This window comes from Xenorhabdus budapestensis (assembly GCF_002632465.1).
Taxonomy (GTDB): Bacteria; Pseudomonadota; Gammaproteobacteria; order Enterobacterales; family Enterobacteriaceae; genus Xenorhabdus; species Xenorhabdus budapestensis.
This window is the reverse complement of sequence record NZ_NIBS01000020.1, coordinates 27,906-46,404: the sequence shown is the minus strand read 5'-3', so window position 1 is coordinate 46,404 and position 18,499 is coordinate 27,906. Positions and strand designations below refer to the sequence as shown.

Below are 18,499 nucleotides of genomic sequence, written 5' to 3'. Positions count from 1 at the left end.
GTTGAAAAGTCAAGGTGCTTTTAACCATCCTTATTGGGTGTATAAAGGCTCATGGTGGTATGCTAACAATAAAAGAATTATTGATACAGGCTGTGGTTCAATCCATTTGGCAGGTGCTGTTGTGGAAGTCATGGGAATCGAAAGTGTGATGACGATCCGTGTTACAACAGCTCCTACATCGGTGGATGATTGTATTCCAAATGCACAATTTACCTATGGGAACCATGGTAAGGATTATCTACCAAGTTGGAGAAGAGACTATAACACTGCTAATAAACCAACTGCCAGTGAAGTCGGTGCGTATTCTAAAGACGAAACAGATGCTCGTGTAAATGCTGCTAACGAAAATGCTAATTCCCGCTTAGAAAAAAATAATAATGGTGCGGATATTCCAAACAAAGATGAGTTTGTAAAAAACCTCGGTTTAGTGGGAACGGTGGATTTAGCAAAAAACGCTTTGCAACGCAGCGGGGGAGAAGTCACCGGGGACATCATGATTTCAACTGACAGTGAGATAGGTTGGCGTAGAAATACGGATATGGCCGCTATTGGTTTTAAAAATATCGGTGATGGTGATACAGACTCCTATATGTGGTTTAAAACAGGAGATAATGGTAATGAATATTTCAAATGGCAGCATAGCCTTTCTGGGGGAGGAACCTCGGAATGGATGAGCCTGAAATCTGATAATCTTCGAATTAAGGGGCATCAGGTTTATCATGAAGGGTATAAGCCAACGGCTGAGGCAATTCAAGCAGAACCGCGTTTTAATAAAACGATAGACCTGACCGGCTTAAGCACTGACCGTTATTATCCGGTATGGTGGAGCTTTCCTTCCAATAATAACGGTGCTAATCCATGGTTAACTATTCACCGTAATTATGCGGAAGATAGAGAGAATAAAAACCCGTTTGGGAAAGAAACACACCTTGCAGGTTTGTTATTGCAAATTGAAGGTGGAGATGTTCTATGGGGAGGGGATGCCCAGTACCTGAATATTAAACGGATTAGCCAAACCTACCGTAAGACCGTCAAAAATATTCGTCGTGGAATGATGTGCATAGCAAGGCCTATTGATGGTAAGTTTCCGCTTTTATATAGTCTGAAATCTGGTGATATCACAGATTGTAGAGTGTTTAGTGGTTGTTATATACGTGGCGGTTTGACCTATCATGTGACAAGTAATTTTTCTAGTATTCATTATTCTCGTGAAGAAAATGAAATAGAAATAAGTAGGTGGTCAGATGGTTATGAGCTTAAGCAGGAAATTAAATGGATGGTGAAATCCTATGCCATTGATGACCCTCTGTTAGGAAAAGATTACGATGATTCTGTCCTGCCTTATGCTCATGATTATGCAGAAACTATTAATTTGGCAAAAAATTCCGTACCAAAATCAGCTATAGTACAAGAATCAGGAAACTCAGCTGAACAAATAATGAGTCAAAAAGCAGTCACTGATGCGTTAGCCAAATCAGTATCCATAGATTTACTATACCCTGTTGGAATTGTTTTATGGTTTGCACAAAATAAAAATCCCAACAATCTATTTCCCGGGACAACATGGAAGTATATTGGTGAAAATAGAACAGTTCGTCTGGCTGCTAGTAATGGATCAAATGTGTTATCAACAGGTGGTAATGATACTAAGCAGCTAACTATAAAACATATTCCAAAACATAGTCACTATTTTAGTGGGAATACAAATAGTACTGGAGGACATAATCATAATCGTGGGAATATGAACATTACTGGTTATCTGCCAAGTGTTATTGCTCATGGAAGTGATATTTTTGGAGGTGCTTTTGCTAGAAATGGCCAGAGTAAACCTGGTATAGAATATACAGATAGATGGGCAAACCTTACCACATTTGATGCATCCCGGACTTGGACTGGAAACACATCATGGAATGGAGAACATGCACATAATGTTAGTGGTAATACATCAGAAACTGGTAGTGGTGAAGGATTTGATGTTATTAATGCCTATATTATGTTAATGGGTTGGTACCGAACAAATTAGTTCATTCATGATAGCCTTAGTTTTCAAGCTAAGGCCTAACTTTTTTCAGCCAAGTACGAATGAATATTCTCCACAAAGCTAACTTTATTTGAATGATAATTGTACGTTTTCTATTTTCTATATCTAACTTCGTCAATGTATACTCTCTTTCTCCGATCGATGAATTTATCGATTGAGCAGAAGGATGAATTACTGGAGGGATAATTCCTTTCAATGTAATTACACCTTGTTCTTTGAAAAATTTCCATTCATCGGCAACAAATCTAACAGGTTGTAAATAATGATATAATTTCTTGGCTGCGGATAGATTTAAAACATATCCAAAAGCACATGCGGCATCAATTACATTGACTATATTATAGTTTTCTATCAATGGTTTTTTAAATGATTCGAAATATTCATTAGTATTATTTAATAAAAAAACATAAGGTTTTGAACTTAATAACAAGGGATGATTATCTAAATACGACAATATAGTAATTAAACTTTCATCAAAAAGTACATCATCTTCTAATACTAAAGCAACAGGTATACTGCTATCGATCATTCTCTTATACACTTTTATATGGCTCATTGAACAACCAACTTCACCAAGAGTGAGGGCTAAGTCATCAAAATCAGGGCATGAATTTATCAGCTGCTCATTGGTTAATTCTTTTCCGTATACTGCTGTTATGAACTCAGCACTAAGATTCACTTTTTGCAACTGCTTTTGCATTGATTTTCTGCGTTCTATATCTTTTTCTAAATTGATGACAAAAATCTTCATAGGACACCATGTTGAATTTTATTTAATGTGACATACTAACACAGATTATTCTAAATAAAACAGTCAGATAATCTACAGCCACATAATTTTTCACAATGGAAATTCCCTCTCTGTTAGGTGTCGTTGACATTTTATAAGGAATTATTGAATAACATGATAATTTGGTATCGTTTTCGCTAAAAAAATAACCAGACATTTTATGCTGATAACTGGTGTTAGGAGATACACGACAGAATAAACTATCTTGCATTTATGTAACATACTGATGTAGAAATATATTTCTAAATATTCTAAGTTTCAGACTGAAAATTTAAGATACCTACAAACAGAAAATTATAAATAAATTTTATGTTTATAGCTTTCCAGTGACATAATGATCCATGGTTTTATCACCATTTAAATTCTGATTATGACTAAACGTCGGTTTAGTGGGAACGGCTAAAATGCCAATTGGTACTACTGCTAACACCTTGATGGCTGGTAACGATGCGCGGGTTGTACATATGTATTCCAGTTACATGAACGAACATACCTCACTAGCTGTTAATAAAAATGCATCTTTAACAGACCTTGCAGGTTCTGAAGGTCGGCAGCTTCCTGTGGGGATGAGCATTCATGCTGATGGAAAATTCTGGGATATATTTGACGTTGAGTTCACAAGAATAATAACAGGCATTGAACCAGAAAATCGCCCTCCATTAGCTCGAGAGCTTTTACAATATATGAAAATGGATGAGTTATATTTTCATGGCGATTTCAATATCATGAAACTAACAGCTAAAAAGTCAGTTGATAAATTGGATAGTTATATTTTTTCCATCCCAAATCAGCGTGTCCAAACTGGCTGTTTTATGAGTTTTGTTGTTTATCATAAAGTAATAGGTAGTGCAAATTGGAGGTGGTGTAATAACTCAATAAAGGGAAAATGGAATCAACACACCTCTCATTTATATACTAATAATTTTCCAGGTAAGTATAGTCACATTGATTTCTGGGTAGGTATCGAGGGCATCAAGGTAGAAGATGAACTATATATTGCCCTGCCACAAATTGTGACTGGAAAATGGAATCCAAATAATTTGTGCCCACAGCTTTTTAATATTGGTTCTGGACTTGGTTCATAACATAGGAATTCATACATGAAAACATTATATAAAATCGGAATAAATAATGATTATAATTCTGGTCATATTGTCACCTCAAGAGGTCTAGAACCCGCAGTAGTAGTGCATACAAGGACCTTGATCCGTAAACAAATTGATAGTTTATCTGAGCCTGCTGTTCGTGAAGGTATATTATCGGACATCTTAGGATTATTATTAGTTCATTTTTCTAACTTAATTATAAAACTAACAAAAATAAAAACATTAGAAGATATTAAATCTATATCTCAACCATCAGCAGAAATTTTCGTCGCGATTGATGAAGCCATTAAAGATGGCTCATTGATTCTACCTTATATGGTTAAATCTGATGGAATTGCTAAATCCTTTTCTGATATGAAAGATTTGTCAAATAGTATTTCAAATATATTGATGAATGCTCAAAAAAAAGAAAAATAATTACAGGGGCATTATGCCCCTTAATTATTATAGTCGTTTAGAAAATTCTCTTTATTTTTGATTCCAGATAGAATCTTCTGGCATCTGTACACGAACATCTAATCGGCAACCCACCGGTATATCACAAGGTTCTCCATCGGTATAAAATACTTTTTCACCTTCTACGATTTCTTTTATTCTCCAATTTTGGAATTTTTCAGGTAAATGTGAATGTTGGCGATGGAAAATTTCAATTGTAATACCTCCATCTTTTTTTACCTTATCATCAATGTAAATCAGCTCAAGCCCATTATTATCCTTTGGTGATGATATACCTCCATATACTCCCCATGCTTTATCCGAGTTAAAACCCAATACCCCAGAAATTTTATATTGGCCGATACTAAGTTTGGTAACAGTTACACCTTCTGATTCATTATTAGTTATGCATGTTCCATCAGAATAAATTTCCACTATTGGAGAAGATACTCTAAGACAGCCACTATTATCTGGCTTAGCATTCATAGTGTCCCAGAATTTACGAGTAACTATTTCACCTTTATTGATATGATCAGTACGGTATGTATCTCCTCCATGTATGAAAATCAATCTATGACTCCATACTTGATCCCTCCCCTCACTTGATGCTCCACTTACGTTGCTAAATCTTAATTGAACACCAAATACATCAAATGGTAAGTTATATTTTTCTAGGAATGAGGCTTTAGGCGCAAATCCAGAATAACCATTATAAATATTTTCCCATCCATCCAAATATGTGAGGCGCATTGCATCATTAATTGAAACCGCATCTATAACATCAGCTACTGTAGGCTTGTTCGCAGAACTATATTGAACAAGCCAATCATAATATTCTTTATTCGGATACCATGACTGACGAACAGCAATGTGCCCAATATGAGACATATATAATTGTGAAGTACACGAATGACTCACAGTCACAATCATCATGCCATAGCCGTAAATTGGATTTCCATTTACTTTAGGGAAATCTGATACTGTCTCAGGTTTATCAATAGCAATATTATATATTCCTGGTGTATTACAGCTTGCAAATGTTCCACCATTACCCACTTCTCTAACAATAGATTTAGACAATGCTCCAGCGGCTAGATCCACGGTTTCTGTTAAACCGAGGTTTCTTACAATCTTTGGATCCTTATGATCCTAGCTAGGATCCAATCTCCTATCCCCTGAAAACCAATAAGCAGAGGTGAAAATGGCCCAATTTAGCTTGTCAAAAAATAACCAAAAGCTCGAATTACTTGAAATAATACTTAATGGAATAAATTTTGAACTAATTTTGAGTTAAAAATAGACTTAAAAAGGTCATTATTTAATCATTAAAAGGCCGCTCTCACCAAAAACTACTAATTTCTCTCTACCCACCAAAAAACAAATCAAATATAAAATTAACATATTGATTATTAATAAAAATATTAATCTAGATTTGTACCTTTCCCCACACACAGCCAATCGAATGATTTCCCCCGTCCAATCCGCCAATATATCAGCACACCTTAACAGGAGAGAACGCTAATATGGCACAAGATTATCATCACGGAGTCCGTGTACAGGAAATTAACGAAGGTACTCGTACCATCACTACCGTTAGCACCGCTATCGTAGGTATGGTTTGTACTGCTCCTGACGCAGACGAAAAAACATTTCCATTAAATACTCCAGTCCTGATCACTGACGTTATGACCGCCAGTGGTAAAGCTGGAAAAAAAGGCACTTTGTCCACATCACTAAAAGCAATTGCTGCTCAGGCTCTGCCTGTGACGGTGGTTGTTCGTGTGGCTGAGGGAGAATCTGAAGAAGTAACCATTTCTAACATCATCGGTGGTGTCACTGACGCAGGTAAGAAAACCGGTATGCAGGCACTGTTGGCAGCACAAAGCCAACTCGGTGTTAAACCACGCATTCTGGGTGTTCCAGGTCTGGACTCAAAAGCAGTTGCTGTTGAACTGGCAAGTGTTGCTCAGAAACTGAAAGCAATGGCATATGTCAGCGCTTATGGCTGCAAAAATATCTCCGAAGTTATCAAATATCGCGGCAACTTCAATCAGCGTGAGCTGATGCTGATTTGGCCTGATTTACTGAGCTGGGATACTGTCACCAATAGCGAAGCTATCGCGTTTGCAACCGCTCGTGCTTTGGGCCTGCGCGCCAAAATCGACGAAGAGACAGGCTGGCACAAAACACTGTCCAACGTTGGTGTCAACGGTGTGACGGGTCTGTCTGCTGATGTCTTCTGGGATCTGCAAGATACTGCGACTGACGCTAATCTGCTGAACAAAAGTGGCGTCACTACACTGATACGCAAAAACGGTTTCCGTTTCTGGGGTTCTCGTACTTGTGCAGATGATCCACTGTTCCAGTTCGAAAGCTACACCCGTACCGCTCAGGTTCTGGCTGATACGATGGCTGAAGCGCACATGTGGGCAATTGATAAACCACTGACCCCATCGCTGGTACGCGACATTCTCGAAGGTATCAATGCTAAGTTCCGCGAACTGAAAGCCGGTGGCTACATCATCGATGGCCGCTGCTGGTATGACGATAAAGCCAACGATAAAGACACCCTGAAAGCAGGCAAACTGACCATCGATTACGACTATACACCTGTACCACCACTGGAAAACATGATGTTACGCCAGCGCATTACAGATAGTTACCTGATGGATTTCGCAAAAAGTATCAATAAATAAGGGGCTAACTGATGGCATTACCTCGCAAACTTAAGTACCTGAACTTGTTCAATGATGGCAACAATTATCAGGGTATTGTGGAAGAGCTAACTCTTCCTAAGCTGAGCCGCAAACTGGAAGCCTACCGAGGCGCCGGTATGAACGGCAGTGCAATGGTTGATCTGGGTCTGGATGAAGGCGCACTGGATGCGGAATTCACTCTGGGTGGCGTTGAAGCTCAACTGTACAAACAGTGGGGCATCGCACAAGTTGATGGTGTTATGTTGCGCTTTGCTGGCTCTTTTGAGCGCGAAGACACGGGTGACGTGGTTGCAGTTGAAGTTGTTATGCGTGGCCGTTTCCAGGAATTCGATCACGGTACTTATAAACAAGGCGACAACACTCAAACCAAAATTACCGCTAAAAATACTTATTTCAAACTGACTTGGAATGGTGAAGAACTGATTGAAATCGACACCGTCAACATGGTTGAGAAAGTGGGCGGAGAAGATCGCCTGGCGCAGCATCGCCGCGCTATCGGTCTTTTTTAATCACTCTTTTATTAACAAATTTAAAACTTATTTCCTGTCTCAATCAGCATATCGCGGCTGAGACAGGTTTTTACTCGGATAAACAAGGTTGAATTATGACTGAAGCACTGAAAACTCAAGATGAAGATCTGCGCACAATCGAATTGGAAGCTCCACTGGCGCGAGGCAACGGAAAAATCACAGAAGTGACGGTACGTAAACCTACCAGTGGCGCGTTGCGCGGTGCTCGTTTACAGGCACTGCTGGAAATGGATGTGGATTCTATGTTGCTGGTTCTGCCACGTGTTACCACTCCTGCATTGACCAAAAATGACCTGATTATGATGTCACCTGGTGATCTGATTAATCTCAGTGTGGAGGTGGTCAATTTTTTGTTGCCGAAGTCGGTCAAGTCCGATTCCCAGAACGATTAACCGTTGATGAACTGGTGGCAGATATTGCCACCGTTTTTCACTGGACTCCGGCAGACACAGATGAAATGTTATTGTCGGAATTATTGGACTGGCGACATCGGGCCATTTTAAGAAGTGGTGCAGAAAATGAGTAATATACAGTCACAGCTTAACAAGGTACTGAGTACTGTTGGTAAGCTGACCAGTTCCTTTAAATCTTTTCAACAGCATCAGAAAAAACTGGTAGGTTCAGTAGATAAAATTTATAACCAGTTTAAAAAACTCAATAAGAGTGTTGAAAAATTAAAACCCATTATAGGTTATGCGCAGGAAACTGCGCGTATGCGGGCCGAACTTAAGGCCTATAATCAAACAATTAAACAATCTTTTTCTGTGCGGCAAAATTCCCCAAAAGTGATACAGGTAAATGCCGCCAGCCAATCAGCTAATGTGGTCCAAATGACCCAGAATGTCCAACAGGAAAATTCATCCAGTAAAAAAAATGAATTTAATCTTGGTGTGACAGGCAATATGACTAACAATTTTAAATTGTTAGATAAATTGGTCATTAATATTAATCCTCAGATAACTATTTTATTTGGCATGCTGAATAAAATTAATGGGGTTTTGAATTTAACTGCTGGTTTTGTAAAAGTCACATTCCAAACATTAATTAGTCATATACAAATATTTGGTAATATCGGTATAAAAGCATTTGACACGTTAAGAATCAGATTAAATATATTTTCCTTGCTGGGGATTCAGGCATTTGTCGAATTAAGGGCCAGTCTGAACTTCTTTGTACAATTGGGTATTCGGGCTTTTGTCGCGCTAAGAACGAGCTTGCGCTTTTTTGTGCAATTGGGCCTGCAGGCATTTGTCGAATTAAGGGCCAGTCTGAACTTTTTTGTGCAACTGGGTATTCGGGCTTTTGTCGCGCTAAGAACGAGCTTGCGCTTTTTCGTGCAATTGGGCCTGCAGGCATTTGTCGAATTAAGGGCCAGTCTGAACTTCTTTGCGCAGTTGGGAGTTAGTGCTTTTATCGAACTAAAAGCCAGTCTGAATATTTTTGCGCAGTTTGGCATTCAGATTTTTGTTGATCTGAGAGTTAGTCTGAATAAATTTGCGGAATTGGGCCGCCAGGCACTGGATACATTAAAGACCAGCTTGAATACTTTTGCGCAGTTGGGCATTAAGGCTTTGGAGACGCTGAGATCCAGCCTGAATAGGTTTGCAGAATTAGGTAGCCATGCACTGGAAACATTAAAGACCAGCTTGAATGCGTTTGTACAGTTAGGGACTCAGGCTCTGAATAAATTAACATATCCTTTAGATATGTTTGTCCAGTTAGGGATCAAAGCCTTTGAAGAGCTAAAAGCCAGCCTCAATTTCTTTGCTCAATTAGGTATTCAGGCATTGGATAAATTGAAATCCAGCTTGGATACATTTGTGCAGTTGGGACTTAAAGCCTTTGAGGAATTAAAAGCTAGCCTGAACTTTTTTGCACAATTAGGCGTTCAAGCGCTGGATAAATTAAAATCCACACTGGATGCATTTGTGCAGTTGGGGGTTCAGGCGCTGAATAAATTAACGGCCCCACTGGATATATTTGCACAACTGGGTACTCAGGCTGTGGATAAATTAAAATCCACACTGGATGCATTTGTGCAGTTGGGGGTTCAGGCACTGAATAAATTAACAGCCCCACTGGATATATTTGCACAACTGGGTACTCAGGCGTTGGATAAATTAAAATCCACACTGGATGCGTTTGTGCAGTTAGGGGTTCAGGCGCTGAATAAATTAACATCTCCGCTGGATATATTCGCTAAATTGGGTATGCAGGCTCTGGAAGAATTAAAAGCCAGCCTCAATTTCTTTGCACAGCTAGGAGTTCAGGCACTGGATAAATTGAAATCCAGTCTGGATATATTTACCCAGATTGGGGTTCAGGGACTGGAAGAATTAAGAGCCAATCTGAATAGATTTGCGCAAGTCGGTATTCAGGCTATGGAGAATTTAAGAGATGGCTTGAAGGCATTCGCACAATTCGGAACCGAGGCTTTGGAAGCACTAAGAGCTGCCATGGATTTTTTTGGTAAAACCGGGGATAAGGTTTTTGGCTCACTTAATAATGGTGTTGATTTGCTATCTAACAAAGGTAATAAGGATACTTTTGGAAAACAAAGAAGAGGCTTAGGTGCATTAGGGAATATTGGTCAAAAAGTTTTTGGTGTTTTGGGTAATGGCATAAATATTCTGGCAAGTGTTGGTGTAAAAGGCCTGTCTTTTTTAAGTGGTGCTTTCAGCGTGTTAGGTAAGGCAATACTGTTTATTGGCCGGGCTATGATGGCAAACCCAATTTTTGCTGTTATTGGTGTTATCGCAATGGCTGCTATTTATATTTGGCAGAATTGGGAATCATTAGGGCCAAAATTCACTGCTTTATGGGATGGTGTAAAAAATATCTTTGGTATTGCTTGGGAAGGAATTAAAAACCTTGTCAGTACGGCGTGGGAAGGTATTAAGAATTATTTCATGAGTGGTGGGTTAATCGGCATTATTTACCAAAACTGGGACACCATTAAACAAAGTGCCTCAGAAGCCTGGGAGTTTGTTAAGACGATAATAAGTGGGGCTTGGGAATCTGTTAAACAGAGTACATCTGAAATCTGGGAGAGCGTTAAAAAATCAATTTCAGATAAATGGAATGAAATTGTTGCTGATGTTCAGGCTATTCCTGAAAAATTAAAAACGGCTGGGTCAGAAATGATCGATAGTTTGCTGGTTGGTATTCAAGAGAAATGGGAAAACCTGAAAAGTAAGTTTTCCTCAATTACAGATTTTTTTAAATCGTGGTGGTCTGGCGATGATAAAAAGGAAATTGCTGTAAAAACATCGCAGGAAATTACTAAGAACGACACAATACAACAAGCGGCACAAATTACTAAAAGCGACACAACACAACAAGCGGCACAAATTACTCAGCACGATTCAGGAGGATTTATTCCAGCCGGGAAGCTAGGCCTCGTGGGTGAATATGGTCCTGAAATTATCAACGGTCCTGCCAATGTTACCAGTAGAAAAAATACTGCAAAACTGGCTGCTTTGGGGCTTGCCGTCAGCTCAATGTCATTGCCTGCTGCGGCGCAGGATGCCCCGTTGCACGCACAAAGTTTACCTGCTCATGCTTATGAGGAAGTTCAGGCAAAATGGGAGCGGAGCCAGCCACAGCAATACAGTGGCGCAACACCGCAATATAACATCTATGTCTATGGCTCTCAGGGACAGTCCGCTCAGGATATCGCCCGTATGGTCAGACAGGAACTGGAACAACGAGAACGTATGCATCAGGCCCGTATGCGTAGCTCACTTTCTGACAGAGGAGAAGATTTCTTATGATGGCTGCACTTGGTTTATTTGTTTTTATGTTGAAAACCACGCCATACCAAAATTTTCAGCATAAACAAAGCTGGAGACATGCCTTTAATAGCCGTGTGGGAGCACGGCCTGCATGGCAGTTTGTTGGCTCAGATAACGATACGATAACGTTATCGGGAGAACTTTATCCTGAGCTGACCGGTGGTTCACTTTCACTGACTGCATTGAAATTGATGGCAGATAGTGGCAAAGCTTGGTCTTTCATTGATGGCAGTGGTTCAATTTACGGCATGTTTGTTATCGAAAGCATTGATGAGACAAAAACGGAGTTTATGTCAGACGGGGCGCCCCGCAAGATTAGCTTTACGCTGACTTTACGGCGGGTAGACAACAATCTGTTTGAGATGTTGGGTGATTTGCAGGATCAGCTATCTGACATCAAGGATAATCTATCTAAATCGCTGAATAAGCTTTCTGAGCTTAAAAAGCGGATCAATGGATAAAGTTAAGGAAGTATTCTCATGATAGATTTCAGTCAATTGACACCAAGCACGGATTGGATTCCCAAATTTGATTTGATTATTGGGAAAGCGGGGGCGCCAGCTTTTCGGTTGGAAACCAATAACAAAGATATCACAGGAAAAATTCAGTCGCGTTTAATGTCATTAACACTGACAGATAACCGTGGTTTGGAGTCAGATCAGCTCGATATTGAATTGGATGATGCGGATCACAAACTTATTTTTCCTTCCCGAGGCGATATTTTGACATTGGAACTGGGGTGGCATGGCCACACTTTAACGCCAAAGGGAAAATATGTCGTTGATGAAATTGAACATTCAGGTGCACCTGACCGATTGACTATCCGTGCTCGTAGCGCGGACTTTCGTGGTGATCTGAACGTCAAGCGCGAAGCTTCTTATCATAAACTCACGTTAGAGAACATTGTCAGTACGATTGCTACGAGAAACCAACTGAAATTTCAAGTCAGTAAGGAATTGAAAGGGATCTCTGTGCATATTGATCAAACTAATGAATCTGATGTGAGCTTTTTAACGCGGGTGGCTAAGCAGGAAGGAGCGATTGTTTCAGTTAAAAATGGCGAATTGTTGTTTATTTGTCAGGGAAAAAATAAGACTGTAAGTGGTACACCTATTACTCCTGTTGTGATTACTCGTGAATCAGGGGATAGCCATCGATTCTCTCTGTCTGATCGTGAAGCTTATACTGGTGTGACTGCTCAATGGTGGGACACAGGTACAGCGTCTAAACAGACAGTAACATATCAACGACAGGAGTCGAAAAACACAAAAGTTGATGTCTCCGTTCACTATGAAAGCAGCAAAACTAAGTCATCAACTAAAAATCATTCTCAGTTAAGCAATAAGCCTTCTAAACATAATGATTCATCTAAACATAAGGATAGAGAAAAACTAAAAAATAAAAATTCGGGTGCTATTGACTTGTCGAAAAAAAATCCTAAACCGAAAAAAGGGAAAAAATCTCCTTATGATAAGACTCGTCATACAGGAGGAAATCGGCATGATAAAAATATCCGTAGAGATGAAAGTCATTCCTATGAGGAACAGCAAGAATCTGTGCATGAATCTCATCAAACAACAACGACACAACAACAAACACAAGAATATTTGCAGGGAACAGCGGAGAATATACTGACACTTTCGCGGGTCTATCACAACAAAGCAGATGCAGAACGTGCTGCCAAAGCAGCCTGGGAAAAAATTCAACGAGGTACAGCGCAGTTTTCTATCACTTTGGCTAGAGGACGTGCTGACATCTATCCTGAAACACCTGTTCAGATTAGAGGGTTTAAACCACAGATAGATGGAACTGATTGGACGATAGTTAAAGTGACTCACAATCTCAATGACAGTGGTTTCACAACATCTTTAGATCTTGAGATTAAGCTTGATGAAATAGAAATCAAACCAGAGGATACCAAAATAAACACTTGATCTCAATATGAGAACTTTGGTATATTGTTCACCAGACGAGATGGTATTATTTCATTAAAAACAATGCTTTCAAGAAAGGTGAACAATTATGATTAAGTGTCCTCTGTGTGGTCAGTCAGCGCATACTCGTAGCAGCTTCGAGCATTCCAGCCAAACAAAGGAGCGTTATAACCAATGCCAGAATATCAATTGTGGGGCAACGTTCGTCAGCCATGAAACGTTTGTGCGCTTTATCTCTAAGCCGGGGGAAGTTGAAAGTGTTACGCCACATCCAAGGGTAAAAACGAAAAGACAACCTCGCCAGAAAGCTATTGCACAATCCGCTGTAAACCAATAAATAATGAAGAAACCTTGCTCCAGTTTTGCCACCTTTATGGTGGCTTTTTTATGGATGTTTAACAATAGTGTGTTCTTGAATTGAGAACCTTGTGGAAGGAGAATCGTAATTAAAATTAGCGCTTTCATGAGACGCCCGCTTTTCAGCGTAGCAGGCGTCAGTCTATGGCAGAGTTACTTCTGAGATTCTGCCTGTAGGATCCTTTGCATTTCATCCTTTATATGTAATTTTTCTTTTTTTAATCGCACAACTTTTTCGTTATAGCCAGCTCCGTTCGGGCCTTCAAGTTGCGATATCTCGTGGTCAAGGCGGTTATGTTTTTCAAACAGGGATTGGAAACGGGGGTGAGATTCTTTCAGGTTAGATACTAAAGATACTAAATTGTGATCTTCTGGAAACATGGGACCTCCTATACGAAGTTTGCTACCACATTATGAGTGTAGCAGCCCATTGTAATACCAGATTTGAGAAATATCACATAAAAAATATTTTGTAGAAACTATGTATCTTTATGATTATTAATGAAAATTTATTTTATATTCGGAAAGAATGACTTTCCCTCAAAGGAATAGTGGTAAAAATCAGTGCTTTGCCAAAAAAGCATAATTTCTTTAGGGACTTTCGCTGTTATGATTCTCTTGCATTGTTAAACATATCAAGAGGTGAAAAATGAAAAAATATCTACTTGCTTTAGCTGCTATGGCTGTTTCTGTTTATGCTCAAGCTGATAAACTTGAAAATGTAGCTCCTTATCCTGAAGCTTCAAAGGGTATGGTTCGCAGTGTGATTACATTAGCACCTGAAAAGAACGAAAATAATTATATGGTAGAGTTGATAATTGGTAAGGATATGCTGGTGGATTGCAATCATCACTCATTCGGTGGCAAGCTTGAAACGAAAATCTTGGAAGGGTGGGGATATAATTATTACGTTCTGGATAAAGTCGTGGGTCCTATTTCAACCAAGATGGCATGTCCTGATGACAAGAAAACCATGAAGTTCGTTCAGGTGAATTTAGGAAAAGATGCAGCTGTACGTTATAACAGTAAATTACCAATTGTAGTATATACACCAGATACCATAAAAGTGAAATACCGCATTTGGCAGGCGTCAGGTAAGGTCAATAACGCGGTAGAGAAATAAATCATTAATTAAGTAAATCAGCAACCTGAGTTTATTATTATTTAAACTCAGGTTGTTATGTATTTAATATGATCGTTGTGTACCTCAGATTAATTTATTCATCATGGTAAATGACTTATTGCCTACTTTCCATTAGGTTCAGATATCTTCTATCTGGATAATTATAAAATCATTATTCGTAATATTTTTCTGTCACTTATTCTCTGCTGACAGTTCCTTGCACATACTTAAAAATACTAACTAAACTTTGTTTGGATTCTTTTGCATTCATGAAAATATTATTGAGGATTAATAGAATGCTTAAAAAATTATCAGCAGAGTTCTTCGGAACTTTTTGGTTAGTGTTTGGAGGATGTGGAAGCGCTGTTTTAGCTGCGGCATTTCCATTGCTGGGGATCGGTTTTGTGGGAGTATCTCTGGCTTTTGGTTTAACTGTTGTGACAATGGCATATGCTGTCGGTCATATTTCTGGAGGGCACTTTAATCCGGCTGTGACATTGGGGTTATTTGCTGGTGGGCGTATTTCAGCTAAAGACGTTATTCTTTATATTATTGTTCAGGTAATTGGAGGGATTGCAGCCGCGGCGGTACTTTATCTGATTGCCAGTGGTCAAAGTGGCTTTAATGCAACAGAGAGTGGATTTGCATCCAACGGTTATGGGGAGCACTCTCCCGGAGGATTTTCATTACAATCTGCAATTATCATTGAATTGGTATTAACGGTATTTTTCTTGATCGTGATTTTTGGAGCAACAGATAAAAATGCACCGACGAAGTTCGCGCCATTGGCAATTGGTTTGGCATTAACTCTGATCCATTTAATTAGCATACCTGTGACAAATACATCAGTTAACCCTGCAAGAAGTACAGCAGTTGCGATTTTTCAGGGAACCTGGGCTATAGAGCAGCTATGGTTATTCTGGTTGGTTCCATTAATTGGGGGGATTATTGGTGGTTTGGTATATCGCGGGTTATTACAAAAAAATGAATAAATTATGGAGATTTTCATATTTTGAAATGCCACACAATTGTGTGGCTTTCTTTTAAGTGTTTTTGTGCTAATTTTTTTAGCACAGCTAATTTTTCTGAAAAGTAAAAGAAGATGAAAGAAGCGATAGAGTGGAGACGTGACGAATATTGGATCACAACGGATAAAAATAAAATTGATGTGAAATTTGTTCATAGTAATCTCACGCAATTATTTTGGGCACGTGGAATTGAATTTGAAAAAGTGAAAGTCGCATTAGAAAATAGTTTATGTTTTGTATTATTTCATCGCGATAAAGAAATTGGATTTGCCAGATTAATAACTGATTTTTCCATGTTTTCTTATATTTCAGATGTATTTATTATCGATGAGTATCAGAAGAAAGGATTAGGACGTTGGCTAATAGAGTGTATTTTACAACATCCTGCTATTACTCAAGTAAAACACGTGTCATTAGTAACTTCCAATGCGGGTTGGCTTTATAAAAAACTTGGATTTGAGCCTGTTACAGAGAAAGATTTTGTATGGACGTTGGAGAAAATCCAAGAATAATAACTTTGTTAAATCAGTATTGTTAATGCCAGGCTGTTAATTTTTTGGGATTGTGCATGAATCAAATATCACTGATATGATCTTCTCTGATATAAGTTGAAATCACTGAGACAATAAGCCCTGGTTTACGTTGATAAGCGTTCTTTGAGCTGAAGATTTTGCTCAGGCTTTTTTCCATATTTACATTAGAATATAAAGTAATTATACCCAATGGATTTCAAGTTGCGTCGTGGCGGCAAGGAAAAGTAATGCCTGCGCTGGCAACCCAACCTGTGCCAATCATGAACACTTCTGGCTTAATAAATTTGAATATATCATGCAGAGTATCTCCGGATTCAACGTGTTCCCCCTGGCTGTTATAGTTGATTTATTTCACCTGATATTATAACGGATCGTGATTTAAGTGGTTGATCGTAAAAAAAGTGACGTATAGGTATTATTTTTCTCTGGTTTATTTCTGAGAGTATTATATGTCATTTTCTTCTCACTTAATTAATATTGTTAACAGTAGTAAATAATATAGACTATAAAAACTTTTGTGCTGTAAAGAACATTAAATCGATAAATTAAAATTTCTAATTTATTTGGTTAGGTGAATATTTTTTCATTAAATTTTTTTTGGTAAATTTTTCTCTTCTGTATCTCTTTTCCATAAGATATTAACTGATAACATTATTGTGTATATGCACATGTAATAAAAAAAATCATATACAATAAATATTATTATTTATGTATTATATGGCTGTCATGTATGATTAATGTTAATGGGATGTTACTTTGTTTATTTTTATTGAGGAGGTTAATTATAATACTTTCGACAAGCTTAAGTTTGTCGCTTTTTTATTATTTATATGGTTTTATCGGCATAACTTATTGTTTGGTTAAATTATTTTAATATTCCTGGGTTTTGGAGTTTTTATATTTTAAAAAATTATAACCTTATAACTTTTCAACTCTGTTTTTGAGTTTTTTATTGTGTTATATCAAATAATATCATTAGTAAATATCTAATACAGATATTCTGTAGGTAGGAATTATTTGTATTGAAGTAAATATAATAAGCTAGGAATGAATTATGGAATACTTTGATATAGAAAAGGTGTCAGAAAAAATCTTGCATGAATTATTGCAATATCGACGTCGTTTTCCAACATCTGAACATACGATTGAATATGAGGAAAAGTATGTTGCTGAGGTTCAGTTACCACGTATTCGTGCATTTGTTGAACAAGGCAAAACGATTAAATGTATCCTGCCTGCGTTTCCGACAAAATCACCAAATCCCCGTAAGGTGTTGGGAACTATGCCTGATATGGCAGAAAAATTATCGCTGATTTTTTTGAATTCTTTATGTCAACGTATTCAGCTTTATTACCCACCAGGAGCGCATATTGTTATTTGTTCTGATGGGCATGTATTTAGTGATCTGATACGGGTCAATGACGAAATTGTTACCCATTACCAATTGGAAATTGAGAAACTGTTACATGAATTGGGAGCGACTAATCTCTCGGTATTTAATCTCGGCAATGTTGAGTCATTAACTCAATATACCAACAATTACGATCAACTACGTGAATTGCTGGTCAGTAACTATGCTTATTCCACCAAGGAGATTAAAGCCATACTGAAAGAAAGCGGAGAGGGTATCCAATTATATCGGGCTATTACTCGTTTTCTTTATGAAGATAGCTTATTACCTGAATATACCGGTTCTAAAAATGCTTTGCAGAAAGATGCCCGCCAACGTTCTGTTGGAGTGATCCAACGTAGCTGGGCTTGGGGAAGTCTGCTGTCAGAGCAATTCCCTGAAGCCATCCGTCTTTCTATCCATCCCCAACCTATAGACAACATTAAAATCGGTATTCATATGATGCCTACCCGAGATGACTGGTTGACTCCGTGGCATGGTGTTGCGGCCAATATCAATGGTCAGTTTGTGCTGATGAAAAGTGATGAAGTGAAAAAAATGCAGGGCAAATTGGTCGAAATCCGTGGTATTCCCAGCCATTATCTGATCGAAGGTTTACCTAAAATAAATCAACAGGATGTATCTCTGGTGACTACATTACAGAACGAGTAAACCGCTTAGGAAGACTCCTATCCCCCACCGTTATACTGCACTTTGAGAG

The 18,499-nt window shown here is 38.5% G+C and carries 18 protein-coding genes and 1 pseudogene; 15 read left to right on the top strand and 4 right to left on the bottom strand.

Features of this window, described 5'->3' with window-relative positions; translation table 11 throughout:
• Positions 1–130: 130 nt before the first annotated feature.
• Positions 131–2,023, top strand: a complete 1,893-nt coding sequence (locus Xbud_RS21375) for a phage baseplate protein (protein WP_422645758.1) — start codon at positions 131–133, stop codon at positions 2,021–2,023.
• Positions 2,024–2,051: 28 nt separating this feature from the next.
• On the opposite strand, the gene Xbud_RS15190 is transcribed toward Xbud_RS21375, so the two are convergent.
• A complete protein-coding gene (locus Xbud_RS15190) occupies positions 2,052–2,792 on the bottom strand; it encodes a glycosyltransferase family 25 protein (RefSeq protein ID WP_099136838.1) in 741 nt (246 codons plus the stop codon).
• A gap of 443 nt (positions 2,793–3,235) precedes the next feature.
• Here Xbud_RS15190 and Xbud_RS15185 point away from each other — a divergent pair, with 443 nt between their 5' ends.
• Positions 3,236–3,916 (top strand): hypothetical protein, encoded by a 681-nt coding sequence (locus Xbud_RS15185; protein WP_099136837.1) that lies wholly within the window; start codon positions 3,236–3,238, stop codon positions 3,914–3,916.
• 15 nt (positions 3,917–3,931) lie between these two features.
• Positions 3,932–4,354, top strand: a complete 423-nt coding sequence (locus tag Xbud_RS15180) for a hypothetical protein (protein ID WP_099136836.1) — start codon at positions 3,932–3,934, stop codon at positions 4,352–4,354.
• 51 nt (positions 4,355–4,405) lie between these two features.
• Here Xbud_RS15180 and Xbud_RS20650 read toward each other — a convergent pair whose 3' ends face one another.
• Positions 4,406–5,473 carry a phage tail fiber protein gene (locus Xbud_RS20650; protein ID WP_244589984.1) on the bottom strand — a complete coding sequence of 356 codons (1,068 nt, stop codon included), beginning with the start codon at positions 5,471–5,473 and terminating at the stop codon, positions 4,406–4,408.
• A 422-nt stretch (positions 5,474–5,895) separates the two neighbouring features.
• Between Xbud_RS20650 and Xbud_RS15170 the strand changes: the two genes are divergently transcribed.
• The 8 genes from Xbud_RS15170 (at position 5,896) to Xbud_RS15135 (ending at position 13,684) form a co-directional block, all read left to right on the top strand.
• Entirely contained in the window at positions 5,896–7,068 is a 1,173-nt protein-coding gene (locus tag Xbud_RS15170) for a phage tail sheath protein (protein WP_099136835.1), read from the top strand.
• Positions 7,069–7,079: 11 nt separating this feature from the next.
• A complete protein-coding gene (locus tag Xbud_RS15165) occupies positions 7,080–7,598 on the top strand; it encodes a phage major tail tube protein (protein ID WP_099136834.1) in 519 nt (172 codons plus the stop codon).
• 95 nt (positions 7,599–7,693) lie between these two features.
• Positions 7,694–8,011, top strand: a complete 318-nt coding sequence (locus Xbud_RS15160; RefSeq protein WP_099136833.1) for a phage tail assembly protein — start codon at positions 7,694–7,696, stop codon at positions 8,009–8,011.
• 14 nt (positions 8,012–8,025) lie between these two features.
• Positions 8,026–8,145, top strand: a complete 120-nt coding sequence (locus tag Xbud_RS15155; protein ID WP_197056368.1) for a GpE family phage tail protein — start codon at positions 8,026–8,028, stop codon at positions 8,143–8,145.
• Complete coding sequence (locus tag Xbud_RS15150) at positions 8,138–11,392, top strand: phage tail tape measure protein (RefSeq protein WP_099136832.1); 3,255 nt, start codon at positions 8,138–8,140, stop codon at positions 11,390–11,392. Before Xbud_RS15155 ends, Xbud_RS15150 begins: the two co-directional genes overlap by 8 nt.
• On the top strand, positions 11,389–11,874 hold the full coding sequence (locus tag Xbud_RS15145; RefSeq protein WP_099136831.1) for a phage tail protein: 486 nt from the start codon (positions 11,389–11,391) through the stop codon (positions 11,872–11,874). Before Xbud_RS15150 ends, Xbud_RS15145 begins: the two co-directional genes overlap by 4 nt.
• Before the next feature lie 18 nt (positions 11,875–11,892).
• Positions 11,893–13,347: a contractile injection system protein, VgrG/Pvc8 family gene (locus tag Xbud_RS15140; RefSeq protein WP_099136830.1), complete on the top strand. Its 1,455-nt coding sequence runs from the start codon at positions 11,893–11,895 to the stop codon at positions 13,345–13,347.
• A gap of 88 nt (positions 13,348–13,435) precedes the next feature.
• Positions 13,436–13,684, top strand: coding sequence for an ogr/Delta-like zinc finger family protein (locus Xbud_RS15135; RefSeq protein WP_099136829.1), 249 nt, complete (start codon positions 13,436–13,438; stop codon positions 13,682–13,684).
• Positions 13,685–13,857: 173 nt separating this feature from the next.
• On the opposite strand, the gene Xbud_RS15130 is transcribed toward Xbud_RS15135, so the two are convergent.
• Positions 13,858–14,085: a DUF465 domain-containing protein gene (locus tag Xbud_RS15130; RefSeq protein ID WP_099136828.1), complete on the bottom strand. Its 228-nt coding sequence runs from the start codon at positions 14,083–14,085 to the stop codon at positions 13,858–13,860.
• 268 nt (positions 14,086–14,353) lie between these two features.
• Between Xbud_RS15130 and eco the strand changes: the two genes are divergently transcribed.
• The 3 genes from eco to Xbud_RS15115 all read left to right on the top strand — a co-directional run bounded on the left by eco (position 14,354) and on the right by Xbud_RS15115 (position 16,367).
• A complete protein-coding gene (gene eco / locus Xbud_RS15125) occupies positions 14,354–14,827 on the top strand; it encodes a serine protease inhibitor ecotin (protein ID WP_099136827.1) in 474 nt (157 codons plus the stop codon).
• 296 nt (positions 14,828–15,123) lie between these two features.
• Positions 15,124–15,819 carry an aquaporin Z gene (gene aqpZ, locus Xbud_RS15120; protein WP_099136826.1) on the top strand — a complete coding sequence of 232 codons (696 nt, stop codon included), beginning with the start codon at positions 15,124–15,126 and terminating at the stop codon, positions 15,817–15,819.
• Between the two features lie 110 nt (positions 15,820–15,929).
• Positions 15,930–16,367, top strand: a complete 438-nt coding sequence (locus Xbud_RS15115) for a GNAT family N-acetyltransferase (protein WP_099136825.1) — start codon at positions 15,930–15,932, stop codon at positions 16,365–16,367.
• A 244-nt stretch (positions 16,368–16,611) separates the two neighbouring features.
• Here Xbud_RS15115 and Xbud_RS20645 read toward each other — a convergent pair.
• Positions 16,612–16,822: pseudogene (locus Xbud_RS20645) on the bottom strand (ATP-dependent Clp protease proteolytic subunit); the annotation flags it as partial.
• 620 nt (positions 16,823–17,442) lie between these two features.
• Here Xbud_RS20645 and pvcA point away from each other — a divergent pair.
• Complete coding sequence (pvcA, locus tag Xbud_RS15105) at positions 17,443–18,450, top strand: L-tyrosine isonitrile synthase (protein ID WP_099136824.1); 1,008 nt, start codon at positions 17,443–17,445, stop codon at positions 18,448–18,450.
• Positions 18,451–18,499: the final 49 nt, after the last annotated feature.

Excerpts from the sequence above, each read along its gene's own strand:
- Xbud_RS15115 (WP_099136825.1), top strand. The coding sequence starts at position 15,930 with ATGAAAGAAGCGATAGAGTGGAGACGTGACGAATATTGGATCACAACG.
- Xbud_RS15150 (WP_099136832.1), top strand. The coding sequence starts at position 8,138 with ATGAGTAATATACAGTCACAGCTTAACAAGGTACTGAGTACTGTTGGT.
- Xbud_RS15130 (WP_099136828.1), bottom strand. The coding sequence starts at position 14,085 with ATGTTTCCAGAAGATCACAATTTAGTATCTTTAGTATCTAACCTGAAA.
- pvcA (WP_099136824.1), top strand. The coding sequence starts at position 17,443 with ATGGAATACTTTGATATAGAAAAGGTGTCAGAAAAAATCTTGCATGAA.
- Xbud_RS15165 (WP_099136834.1), top strand. The coding sequence starts at position 7,080 with ATGGCATTACCTCGCAAACTTAAGTACCTGAACTTGTTCAATGATGGC.
- aqpZ (WP_099136826.1), top strand. The coding sequence starts at position 15,124 with ATGCTTAAAAAATTATCAGCAGAGTTCTTCGGAACTTTTTGGTTAGTG.
- Xbud_RS15185 (WP_099136837.1), top strand. The coding sequence starts at position 3,236 with ATGCCAATTGGTACTACTGCTAACACCTTGATGGCTGGTAACGATGCG.
- Xbud_RS15140 (WP_099136830.1), top strand. The coding sequence starts at position 11,893 with ATGATAGATTTCAGTCAATTGACACCAAGCACGGATTGGATTCCCAAA.
- Xbud_RS15160 (WP_099136833.1), top strand. The coding sequence starts at position 7,694 with ATGACTGAAGCACTGAAAACTCAAGATGAAGATCTGCGCACAATCGAA.
- eco (WP_099136827.1), top strand. The coding sequence starts at position 14,354 with ATGAAAAAATATCTACTTGCTTTAGCTGCTATGGCTGTTTCTGTTTAT.
- Xbud_RS15135 (WP_099136829.1), top strand. The coding sequence starts at position 13,436 with ATGATTAAGTGTCCTCTGTGTGGTCAGTCAGCGCATACTCGTAGCAGC.
- Xbud_RS15145 (WP_099136831.1), top strand. The coding sequence starts at position 11,389 with ATGATGGCTGCACTTGGTTTATTTGTTTTTATGTTGAAAACCACGCCA.
- Xbud_RS15190 (WP_099136838.1), bottom strand. The coding sequence starts at position 2,792 with ATGAAGATTTTTGTCATCAATTTAGAAAAAGATATAGAACGCAGAAAA.
- Xbud_RS15170 (WP_099136835.1), top strand. The coding sequence starts at position 5,896 with ATGGCACAAGATTATCATCACGGAGTCCGTGTACAGGAAATTAACGAA.
- Xbud_RS15180 (WP_099136836.1), top strand. The coding sequence starts at position 3,932 with ATGAAAACATTATATAAAATCGGAATAAATAATGATTATAATTCTGGT.
- Xbud_RS21375 (WP_422645758.1), top strand. The coding sequence starts at position 131 with ATGGGAATCGAAAGTGTGATGACGATCCGTGTTACAACAGCTCCTACA.